Origin of the sequence: Halobellus inordinatus (assembly GCF_024464655.1) — an archaeon.
In the GTDB taxonomy this organism is placed as follows: Archaea; Halobacteriota; Halobacteria; order Halobacteriales; family Haloferacaceae; genus Haloquadratum; species Haloquadratum inordinatus.
This window is the reverse complement of the sequence record NZ_JANHAV010000011.1, coordinates 25,817-41,971: the sequence shown is the minus strand read 5'-3', so window position 1 is coordinate 41,971 and position 16,155 is coordinate 25,817. Positions and strand designations below refer to the sequence as shown.

19 protein-coding genes are annotated in these 16,155 nt (G+C 65.9%); 9 read left to right on the top strand and 10 right to left on the bottom strand.

What is annotated here, in order from left to right; translation table 11 throughout:
• Nucleotides 1-3: 3 nt before the first annotated feature.
• Together NO347_RS15735 and NO347_RS15730 are read right to left on the bottom strand one after the other, a co-directional pair.
• The gene (locus NO347_RS15735) at nt 4-825 is read right to left on the bottom strand and encodes a sulfite exporter TauE/SafE family protein (protein ID WP_256290624.1); all 822 of its coding nucleotides are present in this window, start codon (nt 823-825) and stop codon (nt 4-6) included.
• Between the two features lie 24 nt (nt 826-849).
• Nucleotides 850-1,071, bottom strand: a complete 222-nt coding sequence (locus NO347_RS15730; protein ID WP_121570867.1) for a DUF8131 family protein — start codon at nt 1,069-1,071, stop codon at nt 850-852.
• Nucleotides 1,072-1,170: 99 nt separating this feature from the next.
• Between NO347_RS15730 and NO347_RS15725 the strand changes: the two genes are divergently transcribed.
• The 5 genes from NO347_RS15725 (at nt 1,171) to NO347_RS15705 (ending at nt 4,732) form a co-directional block, all read left to right on the top strand.
• Entirely contained in the window at nt 1,171-1,452 is a 282-nt protein-coding gene (locus NO347_RS15725; protein WP_199723121.1) for a ba3-type terminal oxidase subunit CbaD, read from the top strand.
• 4 nt (nt 1,453-1,456) lie between these two features.
• Nucleotides 1,457-1,972, top strand: coding sequence for a cytochrome c oxidase subunit II (locus NO347_RS15720; RefSeq protein ID WP_256290623.1), 516 nt, complete (start codon nt 1,457-1,459; stop codon nt 1,970-1,972).
• Nucleotide 1,973: 1 nt separating this feature from the next.
• The gene (locus NO347_RS15715; protein WP_256290622.1) at nt 1,974-3,770 is read left to right on the top strand and encodes a b(o/a)3-type cytochrome-c oxidase subunit 1; all 1,797 of its coding nucleotides are present in this window, start codon (nt 1,974-1,976) and stop codon (nt 3,768-3,770) included.
• The gene (locus tag NO347_RS15710) at nt 3,770-3,982 is read left to right on the top strand and encodes a CbaC protein (RefSeq protein WP_121570864.1); all 213 of its coding nucleotides are present in this window, start codon (nt 3,770-3,772) and stop codon (nt 3,980-3,982) included. Before NO347_RS15715 ends, NO347_RS15710 begins: the two co-directional genes overlap by 1 nt.
• Before the next feature lie 81 nt (nt 3,983-4,063).
• Nucleotides 4,064-4,732: a DUF7546 family protein gene (locus tag NO347_RS15705; protein ID WP_256290621.1), complete on the top strand. Its 669-nt coding sequence runs from the start codon at nt 4,064-4,066 to the stop codon at nt 4,730-4,732.
• An 8-nt stretch (nt 4,733-4,740) separates the two neighbouring features.
• On the opposite strand, the gene NO347_RS15700 is transcribed toward NO347_RS15705, so the two are convergent.
• From NO347_RS15700 to NO347_RS15685, 4 genes are all read right to left on the bottom strand, one after another.
• Nucleotides 4,741-4,935, bottom strand: coding sequence for a hypothetical protein (locus NO347_RS15700; protein WP_256290620.1), 195 nt, complete (start codon nt 4,933-4,935; stop codon nt 4,741-4,743).
• 121 nt (nt 4,936-5,056) lie between these two features.
• Nucleotides 5,057-5,287, bottom strand: a complete 231-nt coding sequence (locus tag NO347_RS15695; protein WP_256290619.1) for a hypothetical protein — start codon at nt 5,285-5,287, stop codon at nt 5,057-5,059.
• A 263-nt stretch (nt 5,288-5,550) separates the two neighbouring features.
• The gene (locus NO347_RS15690; RefSeq protein ID WP_256290618.1) at nt 5,551-6,765 is read right to left on the bottom strand and encodes a TIGR04347 family pseudo-SAM/SPASM protein; all 1,215 of its coding nucleotides are present in this window, start codon (nt 6,763-6,765) and stop codon (nt 5,551-5,553) included.
• On the bottom strand, nt 6,762-7,091 hold the full coding sequence (locus tag NO347_RS15685) for an Htur_1727 family rSAM-partnered candidate RiPP (protein ID WP_256290617.1): 330 nt from the start codon (nt 7,089-7,091) through the stop codon (nt 6,762-6,764). The genes NO347_RS15690 and NO347_RS15685 overlap by 4 nt, the downstream gene beginning before the upstream one ends.
• A gap of 101 nt (nt 7,092-7,192) precedes the next feature.
• Here NO347_RS15685 and NO347_RS15680 point away from each other — a divergent pair, with 101 nt between their 5' ends.
• Nucleotides 7,193-7,690, top strand: coding sequence for a halocyanin domain-containing protein (locus tag NO347_RS15680; protein ID WP_256290616.1), 498 nt, complete (start codon nt 7,193-7,195; stop codon nt 7,688-7,690).
• A 50-nt stretch (nt 7,691-7,740) separates the two neighbouring features.
• On the opposite strand, the gene NO347_RS15675 is transcribed toward NO347_RS15680, so the two are convergent.
• From NO347_RS15675 to btuC, 3 genes are all read right to left on the bottom strand, one after another.
• A complete protein-coding gene (locus NO347_RS15675) occupies nt 7,741-8,808 on the bottom strand; it encodes a transcription initiation factor IIB (protein ID WP_256290615.1) in 1,068 nt (355 codons plus the stop codon).
• 310 nt (nt 8,809-9,118) lie between these two features.
• The gene (locus tag NO347_RS15670) at nt 9,119-10,552 is read right to left on the bottom strand and encodes a heme ABC transporter ATP-binding protein (RefSeq protein WP_256290614.1); all 1,434 of its coding nucleotides are present in this window, start codon (nt 10,550-10,552) and stop codon (nt 9,119-9,121) included.
• Nucleotides 10,549-11,568, bottom strand: coding sequence for a vitamin B12 ABC transporter permease BtuC (gene btuC / locus NO347_RS15665; RefSeq protein ID WP_256290613.1), 1,020 nt, complete (start codon nt 11,566-11,568; stop codon nt 10,549-10,551). The genes NO347_RS15670 and btuC overlap by 4 nt, the downstream gene beginning before the upstream one ends.
• Nucleotides 11,569-11,631: 63 nt before the next feature.
• Between btuC and NO347_RS15660 the strand changes: the two genes are divergently transcribed.
• A complete protein-coding gene (locus NO347_RS15660; protein WP_256290612.1) occupies nt 11,632-12,765 on the top strand; it encodes a PGF-CTERM-anchored ABC transporter substrate-binding protein in 1,134 nt (377 codons plus the stop codon).
• A gap of 282 nt (nt 12,766-13,047) precedes the next feature.
• The gene (gene aroA / locus NO347_RS15655; protein WP_256290611.1) at nt 13,048-14,349 is read left to right on the top strand and encodes a 3-phosphoshikimate 1-carboxyvinyltransferase; all 1,302 of its coding nucleotides are present in this window, start codon (nt 13,048-13,050) and stop codon (nt 14,347-14,349) included.
• Nucleotides 14,350-14,370: 21 nt separating this feature from the next.
• Here aroA and NO347_RS15650 read toward each other — a convergent pair whose 3' ends face one another.
• Complete coding sequence (locus NO347_RS15650) at nt 14,371-14,832, bottom strand: pyridoxamine 5'-phosphate oxidase family protein (RefSeq protein WP_256290610.1); 462 nt, start codon at nt 14,830-14,832, stop codon at nt 14,371-14,373.
• A 119-nt stretch (nt 14,833-14,951) separates the two neighbouring features.
• Between NO347_RS15650 and aroC the strand changes: the two genes are divergently transcribed.
• The gene (gene aroC / locus NO347_RS15645) at nt 14,952-16,103 is read left to right on the top strand and encodes a chorismate synthase (RefSeq protein WP_256290609.1); all 1,152 of its coding nucleotides are present in this window, start codon (nt 14,952-14,954) and stop codon (nt 16,101-16,103) included.
• Nucleotides 16,104-16,155 lie beyond the last annotated feature (52 nt).

The window sequence follows — 16,155 nt, the reverse complement described above, 5'->3', positions numbered from 1 at the left end:
GTGTCACCCAAGCGGTTGATAGACCGGTATCATCGGATGCGGGAGGTGGATCCCGACGAGCATCAGTCCGTGCGCCAGTGGTAAGTACCCGAGGAGAAGAAACGCCGCGCCGAGCACCCGATGCAGCGTGCGACGACGGCCGGTCGACAGCGTTCCCAGCGCCGTCCCGTAGACGAACAGCGTCGGGATCGTCCCCAGTCCGAGCAACGACAGGAGGAATGCCGCCCGCAGTGGGTCGCCGATCACGAACGCATAGAGGTACGCGGGGTACGTGATCGGGCACGGCAGGAAGGCGTGTCCAAAGCCGAGCCCCGCGATACGAGCGTCACCGACGAGCGCGTCGACGCGGCTCGTGAGCGCGGTGCTGACCCGAGAGAACGCGGCGGTGAGTCGCCCGGGCAACCGCACCGTCGCCCCAGCACCGCCGCGCAGGTACGACGCGCCGGTCGTCATAATCAGTGCACCGACGAGGATGCCGGTCGCCGCGCGGATGCTGTTGCCGATCGAGACGACGGAATCGGCCGCGCCGACGGTGAGTGCGCCGACGAGAGCGAGAACGGCACCCACGATCGCGTAGCCGCCCGCCCGTCCGAGATTGAACAGGGCGTGCTGGCGGACCTGATGGGGCGAGAGACCGACGTCGCTGTCGTCTGTCGCTTCGATCCGGTCGGCGTAGACGCTCACCAGCGGCCCACACATCCCCAGACAGTGTGCGCCGCCGAGTGCGCCGATCACGAGGAAGACGCCGGTCTCGACGTTTGATGCCGACACCTCGCCGACGCCGACAGCAGAGAGTAACGTTCCGGCGACCGACGGGAGCGACACAGCCGGCGGTGAGAGCACGACCGATCAGAGCGCCTCGTCGCCCGCCGCACCGGCCCCGTTTTCGCCGTGGCCGCCGTGTTCCTCCCCCTCTGTAGGAGAAAACAGGAGATACAGCGCGATCGAGATGACGATGACGTTGACGAGGGTGATGAGCCCGGCCCACCACGTCCGGAAGATGCCGAACGCGATCACCGGCAGGATCGACAACAGGCCGATCATTCCTGCGAGTCGCGGCGTGAGTTCCATACTCGACCTTCTGGATCGGTTTGATTCCACATTTCGTCGATTCCCACGGTGTAGGAATCTGACGCCTCGTTCAAGAACGTACGGTCGATACGCTTCGATATGCCAGCGGAATCGAATACTGAGACGGGCGAGGTGGCGACTCCCGCCGGAGATGGCACCGGAGAGACGGGAACTCCGGTACCGGACACGGAATCCATCGACGACGAGGGGTTCGTCATCGGGTCGGGGCGATCAGGCGTCGTCAGGCAACTCGGGCACGACGACTTCGACCCCGTGGGGACACTCGTCCTCATCGCGATCTATATGGTTATCGTCGGCGCGATGTGGATATTTATGTACTTCGTCGAGTTCCTCGGCGGCGATCTGACGGTTATCGGGTGACACTATGGAGATACACAGATACGAAAAAATCTGGCTTGCGGGGGCACTGCTTCTCATCGTCGGCTTCATCGCGACCGTCTCGTACGGCGCGGTCGGGGCCGGCATCGAGATGATCAACGACGAAGGGGGCCAGGTGGACTCGACGGCGCTCGACGAGCATCCGAAGTTCAGCGAGCCGGGCACCTACAAGACCGGACCGAACGAGTACGACGTCTACGTGATCGCGAAACAGTTCCTCTACGAGCCCGGGACCTCCGAGCCGATACGGGTTCCGGCGAACTCCAGGGTGACGTTCCACGTGACCTCGGCCGACGTGATCCACGGCTACGAGATCGTCGGCACGAACGCGAACACGATGGCGGTTCCCGGACAGGTCTCGACGATGACCGTCGAGTTCAACGAACCGCGGAAGTACGGGCTACTCTGCAACGAATACTGTGGCTCTGCTCACCACGCGATGGAGGGCAGTATCCAGGTCGTCCCGCAGAGCGAATGGAACGAGACGATGGTGGTGAACTGAGATGGCTACGTTCGTAGATAGGTATCCAGAGGAAGCGAAGGTCGTCCAAGCGACGCTCGTGGTCTCGTTCATCTCGCTCGGGATCGGGGCGTTCTTCGGGCTGATTCAGGCACTGCATCGGACGAACGTCCTCCGGGTCATCGACTCGGTCGACTACTACACCGTCCTGACGGGACACGGCGTCCTGCTCGCGCTGTGGTTCACGATCTTCTTCCTGGTCGGGTTGTTCACGTGGGCGATCGTCAAGGGCTTCGATCGGCCGGTCCCCGACATCCGCCTGACGTGGGCGTGGGTCGGTCTGATGACGACAGGCGCGGTGCTCGCGACGACCGCGATCCTCGCGGGCTTCGTTCCCGAGATCCCGATGAGCGCGGACGTCCTGTACACGTTCTACGCGCCGCTGCAGGCGCACCCGGTGTTTTACATCGGAACCGCGATGTTCATCGTCGGCACGTGGATCGCCGGGGCGGACTGGTTCCTGGCCTACCGCGGCTGGCGGCAGGATAACCCCGACGAGCGGATCCCGCTGCAGGCGTTTATGGTCCTGACGACGATGATTATGTGGTTCGTCTCGACGCTCGGAGTCGCCGTCTCCGTCGTCGTCTTCCTCATCCCGTGGTCGCTCGGGATCATCGACACGGTCAATCCGCTCCTCACGCGGACGCTGTTCTGGTACTTCGGCCACCCGGTCGTGTACTTCTGGCTGATGCCGGCGTACCTCCTGTGGTACACGGTGCTGCCGAAGCTCGCCGGCGGTCGACTGTTCAGTGACCCGCTCGCCCGCGTCGTCTTCGTGCTGTTCGTTCTGCTGTCGACGCCGGTCGGGATCCACCACCAGTACCTCGACCCCGGCATCGCGGAGGGCTTCAAGTTCATCGCAATGACGAACACGATGTTCCTCCTGCTCCCGTCGCTCCTGACGGCGTTCACCGTCGTCGCGAGCGTCGAACACGGGGCACGACAGCGCGGTGGCGAGGGCTACCTGCGCTGGCTCGGCGCGCTCCCGTGGCGCGACCCCGCGTTCGCAGGAATGGCGCTCGCCGGACTGATGTTCGCGGCCGGCGGCTTCTCGGGGATGATCAACGCCGGGATGAACATCAACTACCTCGTTCACAACACGCTGTGGGTCCCCGGACACTTCCACATGACCGTGGGGACCGCCGTGGCGCTGACGATGATGGCCGGGACCTACTGGCTGCTGCCGCAACTCACCGGAAAGCCGGTGTACAGCCGCCCGATCGGGCTACTTCAGGTCATCACCTGGTTCGTCGGGATGGTCTTTATGTCCAACGCGATGCACCGCGGCGGCCTGCTCGGTATCCCGCGCCGGACGGCCGAACCGCAGTATCAGAACTTCGACTTCGTCGCTGCGGTGGGGAGCATCGGCGAGATCCGGATGCAGATCGCGCTCGGTGGCGTGCTGCTGTTCGTCAGCGTCGTGATCTTCCTGTTCAACGTCGCCGCGACGTGGGCTGACGACCGCGTCGACACGCCGGTCGACGACACCATTCCGGAGCCGCTCTCCTCGTCGAGCGGGGCGCCGCTCGTCCTCGACAACCTCGCGCTGTGGACCGGGATCGCCGTCGTCCTCGTGATCCTCGCGTACACGCTGCCGCTCGCGGGAATCATCAGCGACGCCGGGCTCTTCGGTGGGAGCCGCGGCTTCTCGGTCGCCTTCTCGCTGGAGTGGCTCGTCGACGCCACTGTCGCTGCGGTCACGAACGTCTCGCTCGACTCTCTCGCCGGCGTCGCGCCGGTCGATGCCGTCGTTGACAGTCTGCAGGAGGTGAGCCGCTGATGCGGCGGATCTCTCCCGCGCTGTTCTTAGTGCTCGCGGCGTTCACCATCCCGGTCGCGGTCGAACTCCGGACCGTGTTCGGGTTCTTCGGCATCGACCTGCCGTTCATCGCCGTCGTCGTCTTCGAGATCCTACTCCTGGCGATTCTCATCGCCGTCTACGTCCTCGGCCGGCTCTCGCCGGACGACGAGGAAGGCGCGGCGACGCCGTAGCCGGCGCACGAACCGTCTCGACGACGAACATCTTTTCCTCCGACCAACACCGATACGAACACACGTTCGCCCCGACACACGATGCCCACGACACCGACGCTCGGACGTTCGCTCCCGCGACCAGCACTGCGGACGATTCGCCTCCTCGGACTCTTACTGGCAGTCGAGCTCGCGCTCGTCGCGGGCTACGTGCTCGCGACCGGGTCGGCGATACTCTCGGTTCGCCACGCGGCGTACCCGTTCGTCTGGGTCAACGTCGGGATCCTCGCCGTCCGCGCCGTCGACGTCCCCGCGCCGACGACCCGCCGGTCCGCCGTGGCCGGGGGCGTCGCGGTCGGCTACCTCGTCGTTCTCGGGTGGACGAGCGGACTGATCGGCGCCGGTTCCGGTGGTGCGCTATCGGCGCGGCTCGTCCCGGCATTCCCCGGCTGGGGGCCAGTCGTGCTCGTCGATGGGCCGATCTCGCTCGCGCTCGTTCCATTCGAGACCATCGGCTACCTGTCGCTTTCGGTTCTCGTGTACGTGGGAGTCGCTCGTGCCGCAGCAGGAGTGCTCTCGGGGCTCGTCGGACTCGTGACGTGTGTGAGCTGCGTCGGTCCCGTAATCGCGGCGGTGCTCTCGGGGTTCGTCGGCGGTGCGTCGACAGCGATCGTCGGCGCGACGACGGGCGCGTACGCTTACGACCTCTCGACCGCGCTGTTCGTCCTCACAGTCGCCGCACTCTGGCGAACGCTCGGGCTCGGGCGATAGAATCCGAGCTACTGTCCGTACAGCGAGTTCGATAGCTTCCGCATCGCGTCCGTCTTCTCGTGTGCGTAGACGGGACAGGGGCGCGTTCCGTCGACCTCCCAGACGACCGACTGTCGAAGCTCGTGCGTACAGGTCGATTTGAACGAATCGCGGTGCGGGCAGGTGGCACAACACTCTGGGAATTCGGGGTCGATACCCTCCATTGTCTGGTACTCGTTACCACGACGAGAGACCTAAGGCTTGCGCTGGCCGTCCCAGAACGAACGAGTCAGCAGCGGCCGGTAGCGTACTACAGTAGCGTTTGCGATTTTCAGAAAAGTCGTCTTACCGCGCGGGAATGACTCGGCGGACAGCAGCGCCGGTGGCGAGCAGCGCTGCGCCGAAGATGAGCGTCATCGCGAGCTCCGGGGGAAGCGCGCTGACGCCGCCGGCCATCGTGTTGACCAGTGCGTACGCCGCCACAGCCGTCAGGGCGACGCCGACGAGGACGAACACGCCGAGGGCGATCTTGAGGGGGTCGATTCCGACCGATTGGGTGGGGCGTGAGTGGCTCATTACAGTTTCTACTACGAGCCGAAAGGGCATATAAACAGAATCCGCTTCTCAATTGCCGGGAATCGTCGTCCTGATGGGTCGTGATAGCCAATTCCGCCCGTGAAGAACGTAGACTGCCACGCGTATGTCGTGCAGGGTCTTTTCACGACTACCGGCCCGCTCGTACTGCCGGACTCGTATCCGACAGTATCATAGGGGTTATCGTAACCGTTCATAGCTTCTCACCGTCCGGGAGAAGCTATGAGGACTCACGATGACCCCTATCAGTCCGCCGCTGAGCCGCCCACGTCTGCCGCCGATCCGAGGCGCTCCTGCGGCGTCAGGTAACACTGCGGATCTGGGCCGAACACGTCGCTGTCGGCCGCGATCGCCCGGAGTCGCGAGCCCCCGCGACAGACGTCCTGATAGCGACAGTTGGCGCACTTTCCTGTGAGGTGGTCTTCGCGGTTCCGCAGCGCGGCCAACAGCGGGTTCGACTCGTCCTCCCAGATCGCGCCGAACGGCCGATCGCGGACGTTGCCGAGGCTGTAGCCCTGCCAGAACTGCGTCAGGTGGACGTTGCCCTGGTAGTCGACGTCGGCGACGCGCTCGCCGGTTGGATCGCCGCCGTTGACTTCGAGATACCGCCGGACGGCGTCGGCCTTCGCCGCCCCGAACTGATCGCGAGCGTACTCGACGAGGAACGCCGCGTCGGCGTAGTTGCCGACGAGGAGCGTCTCGATCTCCTCGCCCTCGTCGTGGTACTCGAGCGTCATCTCACAGAGCTGTTCGACGGCCTCCCGCCGCTCTGTCGGCGAGAGGTCCGCATCGGCGATCTCGCCCCCGCGACCGCCGTAATCGAGGTGATAGAAGCAGAACCGATCGAGGCCGACGTCCGAGAGGAGATCGACGACTGACTCCATATCCGGTGCGTTCTTCTCGGTGATCGTGTAGCGGAGGCCGGTCTTCAGCCCGGCGTCGAGGAAGTTCTCGATGCCGCGGACGGCGGCGTCGAACGCGCCGTCCTGCCCGCGGAAGGCGTCGTTGCGCTCGGGCATCCCGTCGACGGAGACGCCCGCGTACTTCAGGCCCGCCTCGCGAAGCGCGGCGGCCCGTTCCGGCGTCGCGAGCGTCCCATTCGTCGAGAGGACGGGGCGGATGCCGGCGTCTGAGGCGTACGCGACGAGTTCTTCGAGGTCGTCGCGGACGAGCGGCTCCCCGCCCGAAAACAGCACGACTGGCACGCCGTAGTCCGCGAGTTCGTCGAGGAGCTGTTTCCCCTCTGCCGTCGTCAGTTCGCCCGACGCGGCATCGAGGTCTGCACCGGCGTAGCAGTGCTCGCAGTAGAGGTTACAGCGCCGCGTGACGTTCCAGACGACGACCGGCTTCGTCGTTCGCTCCTCGGTGATCTGCTCGCGTGAGGAGTCCGCTCCGTCGTCGTACCGGAGGCCATCACCCTCCGCATCGAGGTCGCACAGGAGTTTGCTGATCGAGATCACTGCGATGCACCCCCCGGAACGTCTGCCCCCGTATCGGGCGTCGATGCGTTCGGCACCGACGCCTCCGGCGGCGCGTCGTCGACGTGCGTCTCGCCCAGGTCACGGTTCGTAAACCGCGCGACGTCGTCCGCACGACAGAGCCACAGCGTGTGCGCCGTCCACTCGAACAGCGACGTCGCCTGCTCGCGGGCGACGGCCTCGCTCGGGGCCGTGACGCTCCCGACGTGCTGTAGCGGTTCGCTCTCTTCGGAGCGCAGGAACACTTCCCACCCCGGAGTCGCGTCGCTCCGCGGTTCGGTCACGCGCATCTCTGTCGAGTCAGTCATCGATCGGGGCGAAGAACCGCATAGGCGAACCGGTTCTGCCCGTTTTCGGAGATTGAGAACGAATGGATGCTCCTTATTATGTGAACCCCCTACCCCAAGCGATGGCACGAACGCAGCTCTCGCGTCGGACGGTCGTCGGGGCGGCCGCGGCACTCGCTGCCGGTCTCGCCGGCTGTTCTGGGGGCAGTACGTCGGGCACCTCCGAAGCGGGTGGTTCGAGCGATGATACGGACGCTGACGGATCCGGGTCGGCCCCCGCTTTCGAGGGCTATCTCTCGAATGCGTCGAACTACGATGGAATCGTCGACGAAACCAGAACTTCGGAGGTTGCGATCACTGCCGGCGCCGAGGCTAACGGTGGCAACTGGGGCTACGGCCCCGCTGCCGTTCGGGTGTCGACCGGGACCACTGTCGTCTGGGAGTGGAGCGGGCGCGGCGGCCCACACGACGTCGTTGCCGAAGACGGGTCGTTCAGTTCCGAGCAGCGGAATGGTGCGGGCCACACCTACACGCAGACCTTCGAGGAGTCAGGGGTGGTCAAATACTACTGCACACCACACCGGACGCTCGGGATGAAGGGCGTGGTCGTCGTCGAATAATCGGACCGTCTCGCCGAAAAGAGACTACTCCAGCGGGAACAGAGGCGGACCTATGCCTCGGCCGCGCTGCTGCGACCGCCGTACGGCGAGTCGAGGTCCCAGGCTTCGAGTAGCTCCTGGTAGCGGTTTCGGATCGTGACCTCCGAGATGTCCGTCACGTCACTCACGTCCGCCTGTGTCAGTTCCTCGTTGGTCAACTGGGCTGCGGCGTAGAGCGCCGCAGCCGCGAGGCCGACCGGCGACTTCCCGGAGTGGACGTTCTCGCGCTTCGCGTTCTCCAGCAGTTCGTTGGCCGTTCGCTCGGTCTCTTTGGGAATGTCGAGATCCGAGGCGAACCGCGGGACGTACTCGGCGGGGTCCGCCGGCTGGATTTCCAGCGAGAGCTCGCGTACGACGTAGCGGTACGCCCGCTCGAACTCGTCCTCGTCGACGCGCGAGACGCGCGCGACTTCGTCGATACTCCGCGGTACCTGCGCCATTCGGGCCGCGGCGTGCAGCGATGCGGTCGCGATTCCCTCGATGGAGCGGCCGGGGAGCAGCTCCTCGTCGAGCGCGCGGCGGTAGATGACAGAGGCGGTCTCTCGGACGTTCTCGGGGAGGCCGAGTGCCGAGGCCATCCGGTCGATCTCGCCGAGCGCCTGTTTGAGGTTGCGCTCTTTCGAGTCGCGCGTCCGGAAGCGCTCGTTCCAGGTGCGGAGCCGCTGCATCTTCTGGCGCTGATTCGACGACAGCGAGTTGCCGTAGGCGTCTTTGTTCTGCCAGCCGATGTTGGTCGACAGCCCCTTGTCGTGCATCAGGTTCGTCGTCGGCGCGCCGACGCGAGACTTCTCGTCGCGCTCGGCGCTGTCGAAGGCCCGCCACTCGGGGCCGCGGTCGATCGAGTCCTCGTCGACGACGAGGCCACAGTCCGCACAGACCGTCTCGCCGCGCTCGTCGTCCGTGACGAGGTCGGTCGAGCCACACTCGGGGCACTGGAGGGTCTCGTCTTCGCTCTCTGTCGATTCCGATCGCTTCGTCGCTTCGGAGCGGGTCGCATCAGCCGCCGCGTTGTGGTCGCGCCACTTTCGCTCCTGCTCCTCTGTGCTGTCTCGCGTGCGCGCGTGAAGGGCGTCACTCATTTTGTTGTACTGGAGGCCGGTGAGAACCGAACCACCGCCTCGTTCTCAACCATACGTTATCAGGCGCGCCTAAAAAATCTGTCGGCCGTGTGCGAACACAATACCGAGCCGATACGTTGGTGGTCGTAGGAAGTAATCGAGGGGAATACAGAACTACCACGGCGATGGTAATTAATCCCACGGTGGCCCGTGTGTAGCCGTCTACCGATTACCCTCGACAGCGGGAACAGTCCCCGCCAGCGAAGACAGACCATTTTATCGACACTTTCGGCCACGTTCGACGTCGATCGGCCACGTTCGGAGTCAGAGATTACGACTCGACGTCGTCTGGCGGCAACTCTTCCGCCACGCGCGTCGACTCCGGTTGGACGCGTGACGCCGAGTCGTCGTCGGAGTCAACGCCGAAGCGGCTCGCATCGCCGCCCGAGAGTGCCGCGGCGACCGCGCGAGGTACGTCCGCGGGATCGACGACCCGAGCCCGGTCGCGCAGCGTCTCGTAGACTCGCTCTGCCTCGGCCCCGACGTAGTTCCGTTCGGCGAACGGACGGTCCTCGACGAGGACGACGCGATCTGCGGCCGTGGCAGCCCGGAGATTCGGGAGATTGCCCGTCCCCACTTCGACGTCGGCGACGACGACGCAGTCGGCCGCCTCGACTCGCCGCTCGACGGCCGCACGGGCTTCCGGTCCGACGCCGGCGAACGGGTCGACTGTCACGACGTCGAGCGCGAGGTTCCGAGCGGCCTCCGTGTCGGTGTCGCCTTCGTTCAACGCGCCTGCAGAGACGTCGAAGCCGGCCGCATCGAGCACGTAGAGGTGCCGTGCAGCCGTTCCGCCGCCGCCGACCACGTGGACGTGACCGCTCCGCTCGTCAGCGTCGGCGCTCGGCTCGCTTTCGGTGACTCTGTCGCCGTCCGGCAGCGCTGTGACGTACACCGAACCCGTGACAGGGTGCTGTGAGACGACGGCGTTGGCGTCGAAGGCGGCTTCGAGCGCGGTCTCCGTCAGGACCGACTCGGGCGGACCGTGGGCGGCGACGCGACCGTTCGAGAGGAGAAGCAGTTCGTCGCAGTAGTGCGCCGCGAGGTTGAGGTCGTGAATCGCCGCGATTGCTGTTTTGTTCTGTGAAACGAGTTCTCGCACCAGTTCGAGCGTTCGGACCTGGTGGTTGATGTCGAGACTCGCCGTCGGCTCGTCCAAAAGCAGGAGTGGCGTCTCCTGTGCGAGCGCTCGCGCGAGCAGGACGCGCTGTCGTTCGCCGCCAGAGAGCGTCGTCACCGGCCGGTCCGCGAAGCGCTGCGCGTCTGTTCGGTCGAGGGCGCGTTCGACGGCCGCGGTGTCGTCCGCTGTCCAGCCGCCGAAGCGCGACCGGTGTGGGTTTCGTCCCATCTCGACGACGGCGCGGGCATCGAACTCGAAGGCGACGGTCGTGTCCTGGGGGACGGTCGCGACGAGTCGGCTGGCGGCCTTCGAGGAGAGGTCGGGGACGGATTCGTCGGCCACGCGGACGGTTCCGGAGGTCGGACTGAGCGTCCCGTTGAGCGCCCGGAGCAGCGTCGTCTTGCCCGCCCCGTTCGGCCCGACGAGTCCGACGAACGTGCCGGAGTCGATGGCGACGTCGAATCCGTCGAGCACGGTCGTGTCGCCGAATCCGATCTGTAGGTCTTCGACCCGGACGAGCGGCTCCTCCGGCGCCGCAGCCGGGCTGTCAGCCGAGGGGTCGTGAGGGCCGTTTGGATCGTTCATAGCCGTGTCACCTCCCGCGAGCGGAGGAGATACAGGAAGAACGGGGCCCCGAGAGCCGCCGTCACGATGCCGACCGGAACCTCCGTCGCACCGGAGCGCGCGAGCGTGTCGGTGGCCACGAGAAACGACGCACCGGCGAGCGCGCTCGTCGGGAGGAGGATGCGGTGATCCGGGCCGACGATCAGGCGCATCGCGTGCGGGACGATGAGGCCGACGAAGCCGATCACGCCGGTCACGGCGACGGCCGCCGCGGTGACGACGCTCGACGCCGCGAGCAGCAGTCGCTTCGTGCGCTCGACCTCGATGCCGAGCGCGTGGGCGTCTTCCTCACCGAGCAGGAGTACGTTCAGGTCCCGCGCGTAGAGCAGCAAGAGCACGAACAGCGGCGGCAGGATGACGGCGATCACGAGCACGTCGTCCCAGGTCGTGCCCCCGAGGTGGCCCATCAGCCAGTAGACGACCCGGCGGAGGCTCTGGCCGCTGTGGATGAGCAGCAGCGAGATCATCGCACCGAGAAACGTCTGAACAGCGACGCCGGCGAGCAAAAGCGTCGCCGTCGGTGTGTGGCCGTCGCGCGTGGCGATGAGGTAGACGCCGAACGCGGTGAGCACTGCGGAGACGAACGCCGCACCCTGTAGTTCGAGCCCGAACGGGAACGCGAACGGGAGCACGATAGTCGCGACCGCGCCGACGGCCGCGCCCGAGGAGACGCCGACGATCGAGGGATCGGCCATCGGGTTGCGGAAGAAGCCCTGCATCACGACGCCCGCCGTCGCGAGTGCGAATCCGACGAACGCCGCGAGGACGATCCGCGGCAGCCGAACGTCGAGGACGATGATCCGACTGGTGTCGGCGGCGGCGAATCCGAACGGAAACGGGTCCGCCGAGAGCAGTATCTTCGCGACCGTGACTGGCGAGATCGACACCGGACCGATGCCGGCGCTGACGACGACGACGCCGGCGAGAGCGACTGTCAGCGCGATCGACCACCCGATCGTGCGTGTTCGGAGGGTCACGGTACGTTCACAAACTCACTTGGATTAGGCAAATACTTGTTGCAACGACGATCAGACAGAGGTATGCAATCCCGCGTGCTCGTACTCGCAGTGCTACTCGTCCTCGCGGCCGTCGGGCCGGCGTCGGGTGTCGCTGCGGGCGCGACTCCCGCCGCTGTCGGCGACGCATCGCACACAGGGCCGTCTGTGACCTGTTCGTTCCGGTATACCGCAACTGACGCGACCGGAACCGAGGTGACGCTCGATTCCGACCCCGACCGCATCGTGACGCTCAATCCGAGTGCTGCCCAGACGATGTGGGAGATCGGTGCCCGCGACGAAGTCGTCGGGTTCTCGCAGTACGCGACCTACCTCGAGGGAGCCGAATCGGGCGACCGCGTCAATGTCTCCGGTGCGGGCGGGCCGAGCGTCGAGAGGGTGCTGGCCGCCGATCCGGACCTCGTCTTGGTGCCGAACAGCACCTACGGCTTCGCGGCCGATCGCGTCGAGCAGATCCGTGATCAGGGCGTTCCGGTGTTCGTTTTCGGACAGCCCACGTCGCTGGCAGCCGTCGCTAACAAAACCGAACGCATCGGCCGCCTCACCGGAAACTGCGAGGGTGGTGTCGAACGCGCCGACGAGATGCGGCAGTCGATCGCGCTGATGGAGCAGGCGCTCGAAGACGAAGACCGGCCGCTCGCGCTCAACGTCTTCCACGGCTACACCTCGGGGGCGAACACGTTCATCGGCGACGTGATGGAGAGCGCCGGTGTGCGGAACGGTGCCGCAGAAGCCGGCATCACGGGCTTTCAGATGATCAACGACGAGACGGTCGTCGAACTCGACCCGCAGTGGATCGTGGCCCCCGAAGACAGCCCGATCCCCGAGAACGAGGCGTACAACAGCACGAGGGCAATTCAAGAGGGCAACGTCGTCCGCGTGAACACGAACTACCTCCAGCAGCCCGCGCCCCGTTCGGTTCGCGCGGCGGAGACGATTCTCGAAGCGGTCCATCCCGACGCCTACGAGGAGTACCAGACGCTCCAGACCCAGGCGGAGACGTCGACCACAGAGGCGGCGACCACTGAGGCGGCGACCACGACAACGACGGCCGAGACTGACGCGCCCGCGACGACGTCGACCGACTCCCCCGGGTTCGGTCTCTCGGTGTCAGTTGTCGCGCTCGCGGCCGCCGCGCTCCTGGCGCTCCGTCGATAACTGCGACGCACCCCTTTCGATTCCGTGCGGTGATAGGGGTTATCGTAAGTCTCCATAGATGTCTCGCCGGACGGGACGGCGAGAATCTCCGAACAGTTACGATAATCCCTATGAGGAATAGAGCGGACAGCCGGCACCTCCACTCCCGCACCGACGTGCCGGGCAACCGCTGACCGGTGCGGGGTCGTCGTTACGTCACGGGAGCGCTGGCCGCGTCTTCCGGTATAAATCCCCGCCCACTCGACAGTAAGTATCATACCCACGCCAGCGAGAACGACCCGTATGGACGTCACTATCTCGCAGTCGCGCGTCGAGGGACGCGTGCGCGCGCCGCCCTCGAAGAGTTACACGCACCGGGCGATTCTCGCAGCGGGCTACGGCGACGACGCGGTCGTCACAGACCCACTCGTGAGCGCCGACACCCGCGCGACGATGCGGGCAGTCGAAGCGTTCGGCGGCACGGTCGACCGCGCGGCCGACGACGCCGAACTCGCCGTCTCGGGCTTCGACGGTCGTCCCGAGGTCCCCGACGACGTGATCGACTGTGCGAACTCGGGGACGACGACGCGGCTCGTCACGGCCTGTGGCGCGCTCGCCGACGGGCTCTGTGTCTTCACCGGTGACGAGTCCCTCCGCTCACGCCCGCAGGGACCGCTGCTCGACGCGATCCAACAGCTCGGCGGGCGCGCGGAATCGACCCGCGGCAACGGCCAAGCGCCGCTCGTCGTCGGCGGCAACACGCCCGGGGGGAGTGTTTCGATCCCCGGCGACGTCTCCTCACAGTACATCACGGCGCTCCTGATGGCCGGCGCCGTCACCGACGAGGGTATCGACGTGGAACTGGAAACCGAGCTAAAGTCCGCGCCGTACGTCGACATCACGCTCGAAGTGCTCGCGGATTTCGGCGTCGAGGCCGAGCGGACCGAGGACGGATTCTCGGTGCCGGGCGGGCAGTCCTACGACCCTGCGGGCGGTGAGTACGCCGTCCCCGGCGACTTCTCGTCGATGTCGTACCTCCTCGCGGCCGGGGCCGTCGCCGCCGCCGACGGTGAAACGGTCGTCGTCGAGGGCGCACGCCCGAGCGCACAGGGCGACAGCGCCATCGTCGACGTCCTCGACGCGATGGGTGCAGACATCGAGTGGGACCGCGAGGCGGGCGAAATCGCGATCTCTCGCGCGTCGCTGTCGGGGACCGCCGTGGACGTCGGCGACACGCCGGACCTCCTGCCGACGATCGCCGCGCTCGGTGCGATCGCCGACGGCAACACCGTCATCGAGAACTGCGAGCACGTCCGCTACAAAGAGACCGATCGCGTGAGCGCGATGGCCGAAGAGCTCGGCAAGATGGGCGCGTCAGTGACAGAGGAGCGGGACCGACTGACGATCCACGGCGGCGAGAGTAACCTCGTCGGCGCACGCGTCGACGGCCGCGGCGACCACCGGATCGTGATGTCGCTGGCCGTCGCGGGCCTCGTCGCCGACGGCGACACCGTCATCGAGGGCGGTGAGCACGTCGACGTGTCGTTCCCGAACTTCTTCGACGCGATGGCGTCGCTCGGCGTCGCCGTCGAGCGGGCCGAGTAGCCCGGCGAGATTCCGCTCGGATCAGGCCTCCGGCGTGTGGCGTCCGGTGATCGACTCGATTTCGAGTTCGACGATGACGATCTCCATCTCGTCGATGTCCTCGTCGAACACGCGGATCGGCGAGAACTGCTCGTTTATCTCGGCGGTGTCGAACCGCTCGTGCTCCGAATCCGGGAGTTCAGTGAGACGGCCAGTGACGAGGACGCTCCAGGTCTCGATACCCCGCGGATCGTCAGTATCCTCCGTCCCGTAGAGGACGTAGCACGCGGTGTCTGTCGTCTCGAGGAGTTCCTGTTTCCGGCTCCCGTCTGTGACTCCGAGACGAAAGTAGAGCCCGTCGCCGTCGTAGTAGTGCGCCAGCGGGATGGCGTAGCTGTCGTCGCCGTCAGCGAGCGAGAGGACGCCCGTCCCTGTCGTCTCCAGTCGCTCTTCGACCGCCGCGTCGTCCATTCCGAGGGTGTATGCGTATTCGATGTGATCCATACGGTGCTCCGAAAAATTCGGTGTGTCACGCTTCGTCGCCTGGAAGTATATTCGTTCCCCCGCCCGGCGATTGCGCCTTTCTGCAACGTATATATGGCCGGAACCACGACGGCGAGGTAATGAACGGGAACCGATTCGGCCGGCTCTTCCAGGTCACCACCTACGGCGAGAGCCACGGCGATGCGATGGGCGTGACTGTCTCGGGCTGTCCGGCAGGGCTCGAACTCGACGAAGACGACGTGCAGGCCGAACTCGACCGGCGCAAGCCGGGACAGTCGATGATCACGACTTCACGAGGCGAACCCGACGCGGTCGTGATCAACTCCGGCGTCCAGGACGGCTACACGACGGGGACGCCGATCGGGATGGTCATCGAGAACAAGGACGCCCGCTCGGGCAAGTACGAGCCCTACGTCACGGCTCCGCGCCCGAGCCACGGCGACTTCACCTACTCGGCGAAGTTCGGCACGCGCAACTGGGGCGGCGGCGGCCGCTCGTCGGCGCGCGAGACGGTGAACTGGGTCGCGGCCGGCGCGGTCGCGAAGAAACTCCTCGAAACGCAGGACGTACAGGTCAAAGCGCACGTGAACCAGATCGGCGATATCGAGGCGCCGGAAGTGTCGTTCGAGGAGATGCTCGAACACACAGAGGAGAACGAGGTTCGCTGTGCGGACCCCGAGACCGCAGAAGAGATGCGCGACCTGATCGACGAGTACCAGACAGAGGGCGACTCGATCGGGGGGTCGATCTACTTCGAGGCGCGCGGCGTCCCGCGCGGCCTGGGCGCGCCGCGATTCGACTCGTTCCCCTCTCGGCTCGGCCAGGCGATGATGTCGATTCCGGCGACGACGGCGTTCGAGTTCGGTCTCGGGACGGAAGCCCGCGAGTGGACCGGCAAAGACCGTAACGAGGACTGGGAGTTCGACGATAACGGCGACCCGGTGCCCGAAGGAAACAAACACGGCGGCCTCCAGGGCGGCATCACGACCGGCCAGCCGATCTACGGCGAGGTCACCTGGCACGCCCCGACCTCGATCCCGAAAGAGCAGAAGACCGTCGACTGGGAGACCGGAGAAGAGAAAGACATCCAGGTCGTCGGCCGTCACGACCCCGTCCTGCCGCCGCGTGCCGTCCCGGTCGTCGAGGCGATGCTGAATCTCACGATACTCGACTTTATGCTGCTCAGCGGCCGGATGAACCCCGATCGGCTCGACGATCAGCCGGGCAGATACGACACCGAGTATCACCCCTCAAGCCCCGACAACGAGTGACGGTCTAGCGGGCGAGCGACGAGAATAACAAATAATTGCTGAGTCTTTTTGC

Coding starts and splice junctions, on each gene's coding strand:
- NO347_RS15710 (WP_121570864.1), top strand. CDS start 3,770: ATGCGGCGGATCTCTCCCGCGCTGTTCTTAGTGCTCGCGGCGTTCACC.
- NO347_RS15715 (WP_256290622.1), top strand. CDS start 1,974: ATGGCTACGTTCGTAGATAGGTATCCAGAGGAAGCGAAGGTCGTCCAA.
- NO347_RS15730 (WP_121570867.1), bottom strand. CDS start 1,071: ATGGAACTCACGCCGCGACTCGCAGGAATGATCGGCCTGTTGTCGATC.
- NO347_RS15720 (WP_256290623.1), top strand. CDS start 1,457: ATGGAGATACACAGATACGAAAAAATCTGGCTTGCGGGGGCACTGCTT.
- NO347_RS15660 (WP_256290612.1), top strand. CDS start 11,632: ATGCAATCCCGCGTGCTCGTACTCGCAGTGCTACTCGTCCTCGCGGCC.
- NO347_RS15700 (WP_256290620.1), bottom strand. CDS start 4,935: ATGGAGGGTATCGACCCCGAATTCCCAGAGTGTTGTGCCACCTGCCCG.
- NO347_RS15650 (WP_256290610.1), bottom strand. CDS start 14,832: ATGGATCACATCGAATACGCATACACCCTCGGAATGGACGACGCGGCG.
- NO347_RS15695 (WP_256290619.1), bottom strand. CDS start 5,287: ATGAGCCACTCACGCCCCACCCAATCGGTCGGAATCGACCCCCTCAAG.
- NO347_RS15670 (WP_256290614.1), bottom strand. CDS start 10,552: ATGAACGATCCAAACGGCCCTCACGACCCCTCGGCTGACAGCCCGGCT.
- NO347_RS15675 (WP_256290615.1), bottom strand. CDS start 8,808: ATGAGTGACGCCCTTCACGCGCGCACGCGAGACAGCACAGAGGAGCAG.
- aroA (WP_256290611.1), top strand. CDS start 13,048: ATGGACGTCACTATCTCGCAGTCGCGCGTCGAGGGACGCGTGCGCGCG.
- NO347_RS15705 (WP_256290621.1), top strand. CDS start 4,064: ATGCCCACGACACCGACGCTCGGACGTTCGCTCCCGCGACCAGCACTG.
- NO347_RS15725 (WP_199723121.1), top strand. CDS start 1,171: ATGCCAGCGGAATCGAATACTGAGACGGGCGAGGTGGCGACTCCCGCC.
- NO347_RS15680 (WP_256290616.1), top strand. CDS start 7,193: ATGGCACGAACGCAGCTCTCGCGTCGGACGGTCGTCGGGGCGGCCGCG.
- NO347_RS15685 (WP_256290617.1), bottom strand. CDS start 7,091: ATGACTGACTCGACAGAGATGCGCGTGACCGAACCGCGGAGCGACGCG.
- aroC (WP_256290609.1), top strand. CDS start 14,952: ATGAACGGGAACCGATTCGGCCGGCTCTTCCAGGTCACCACCTACGGC.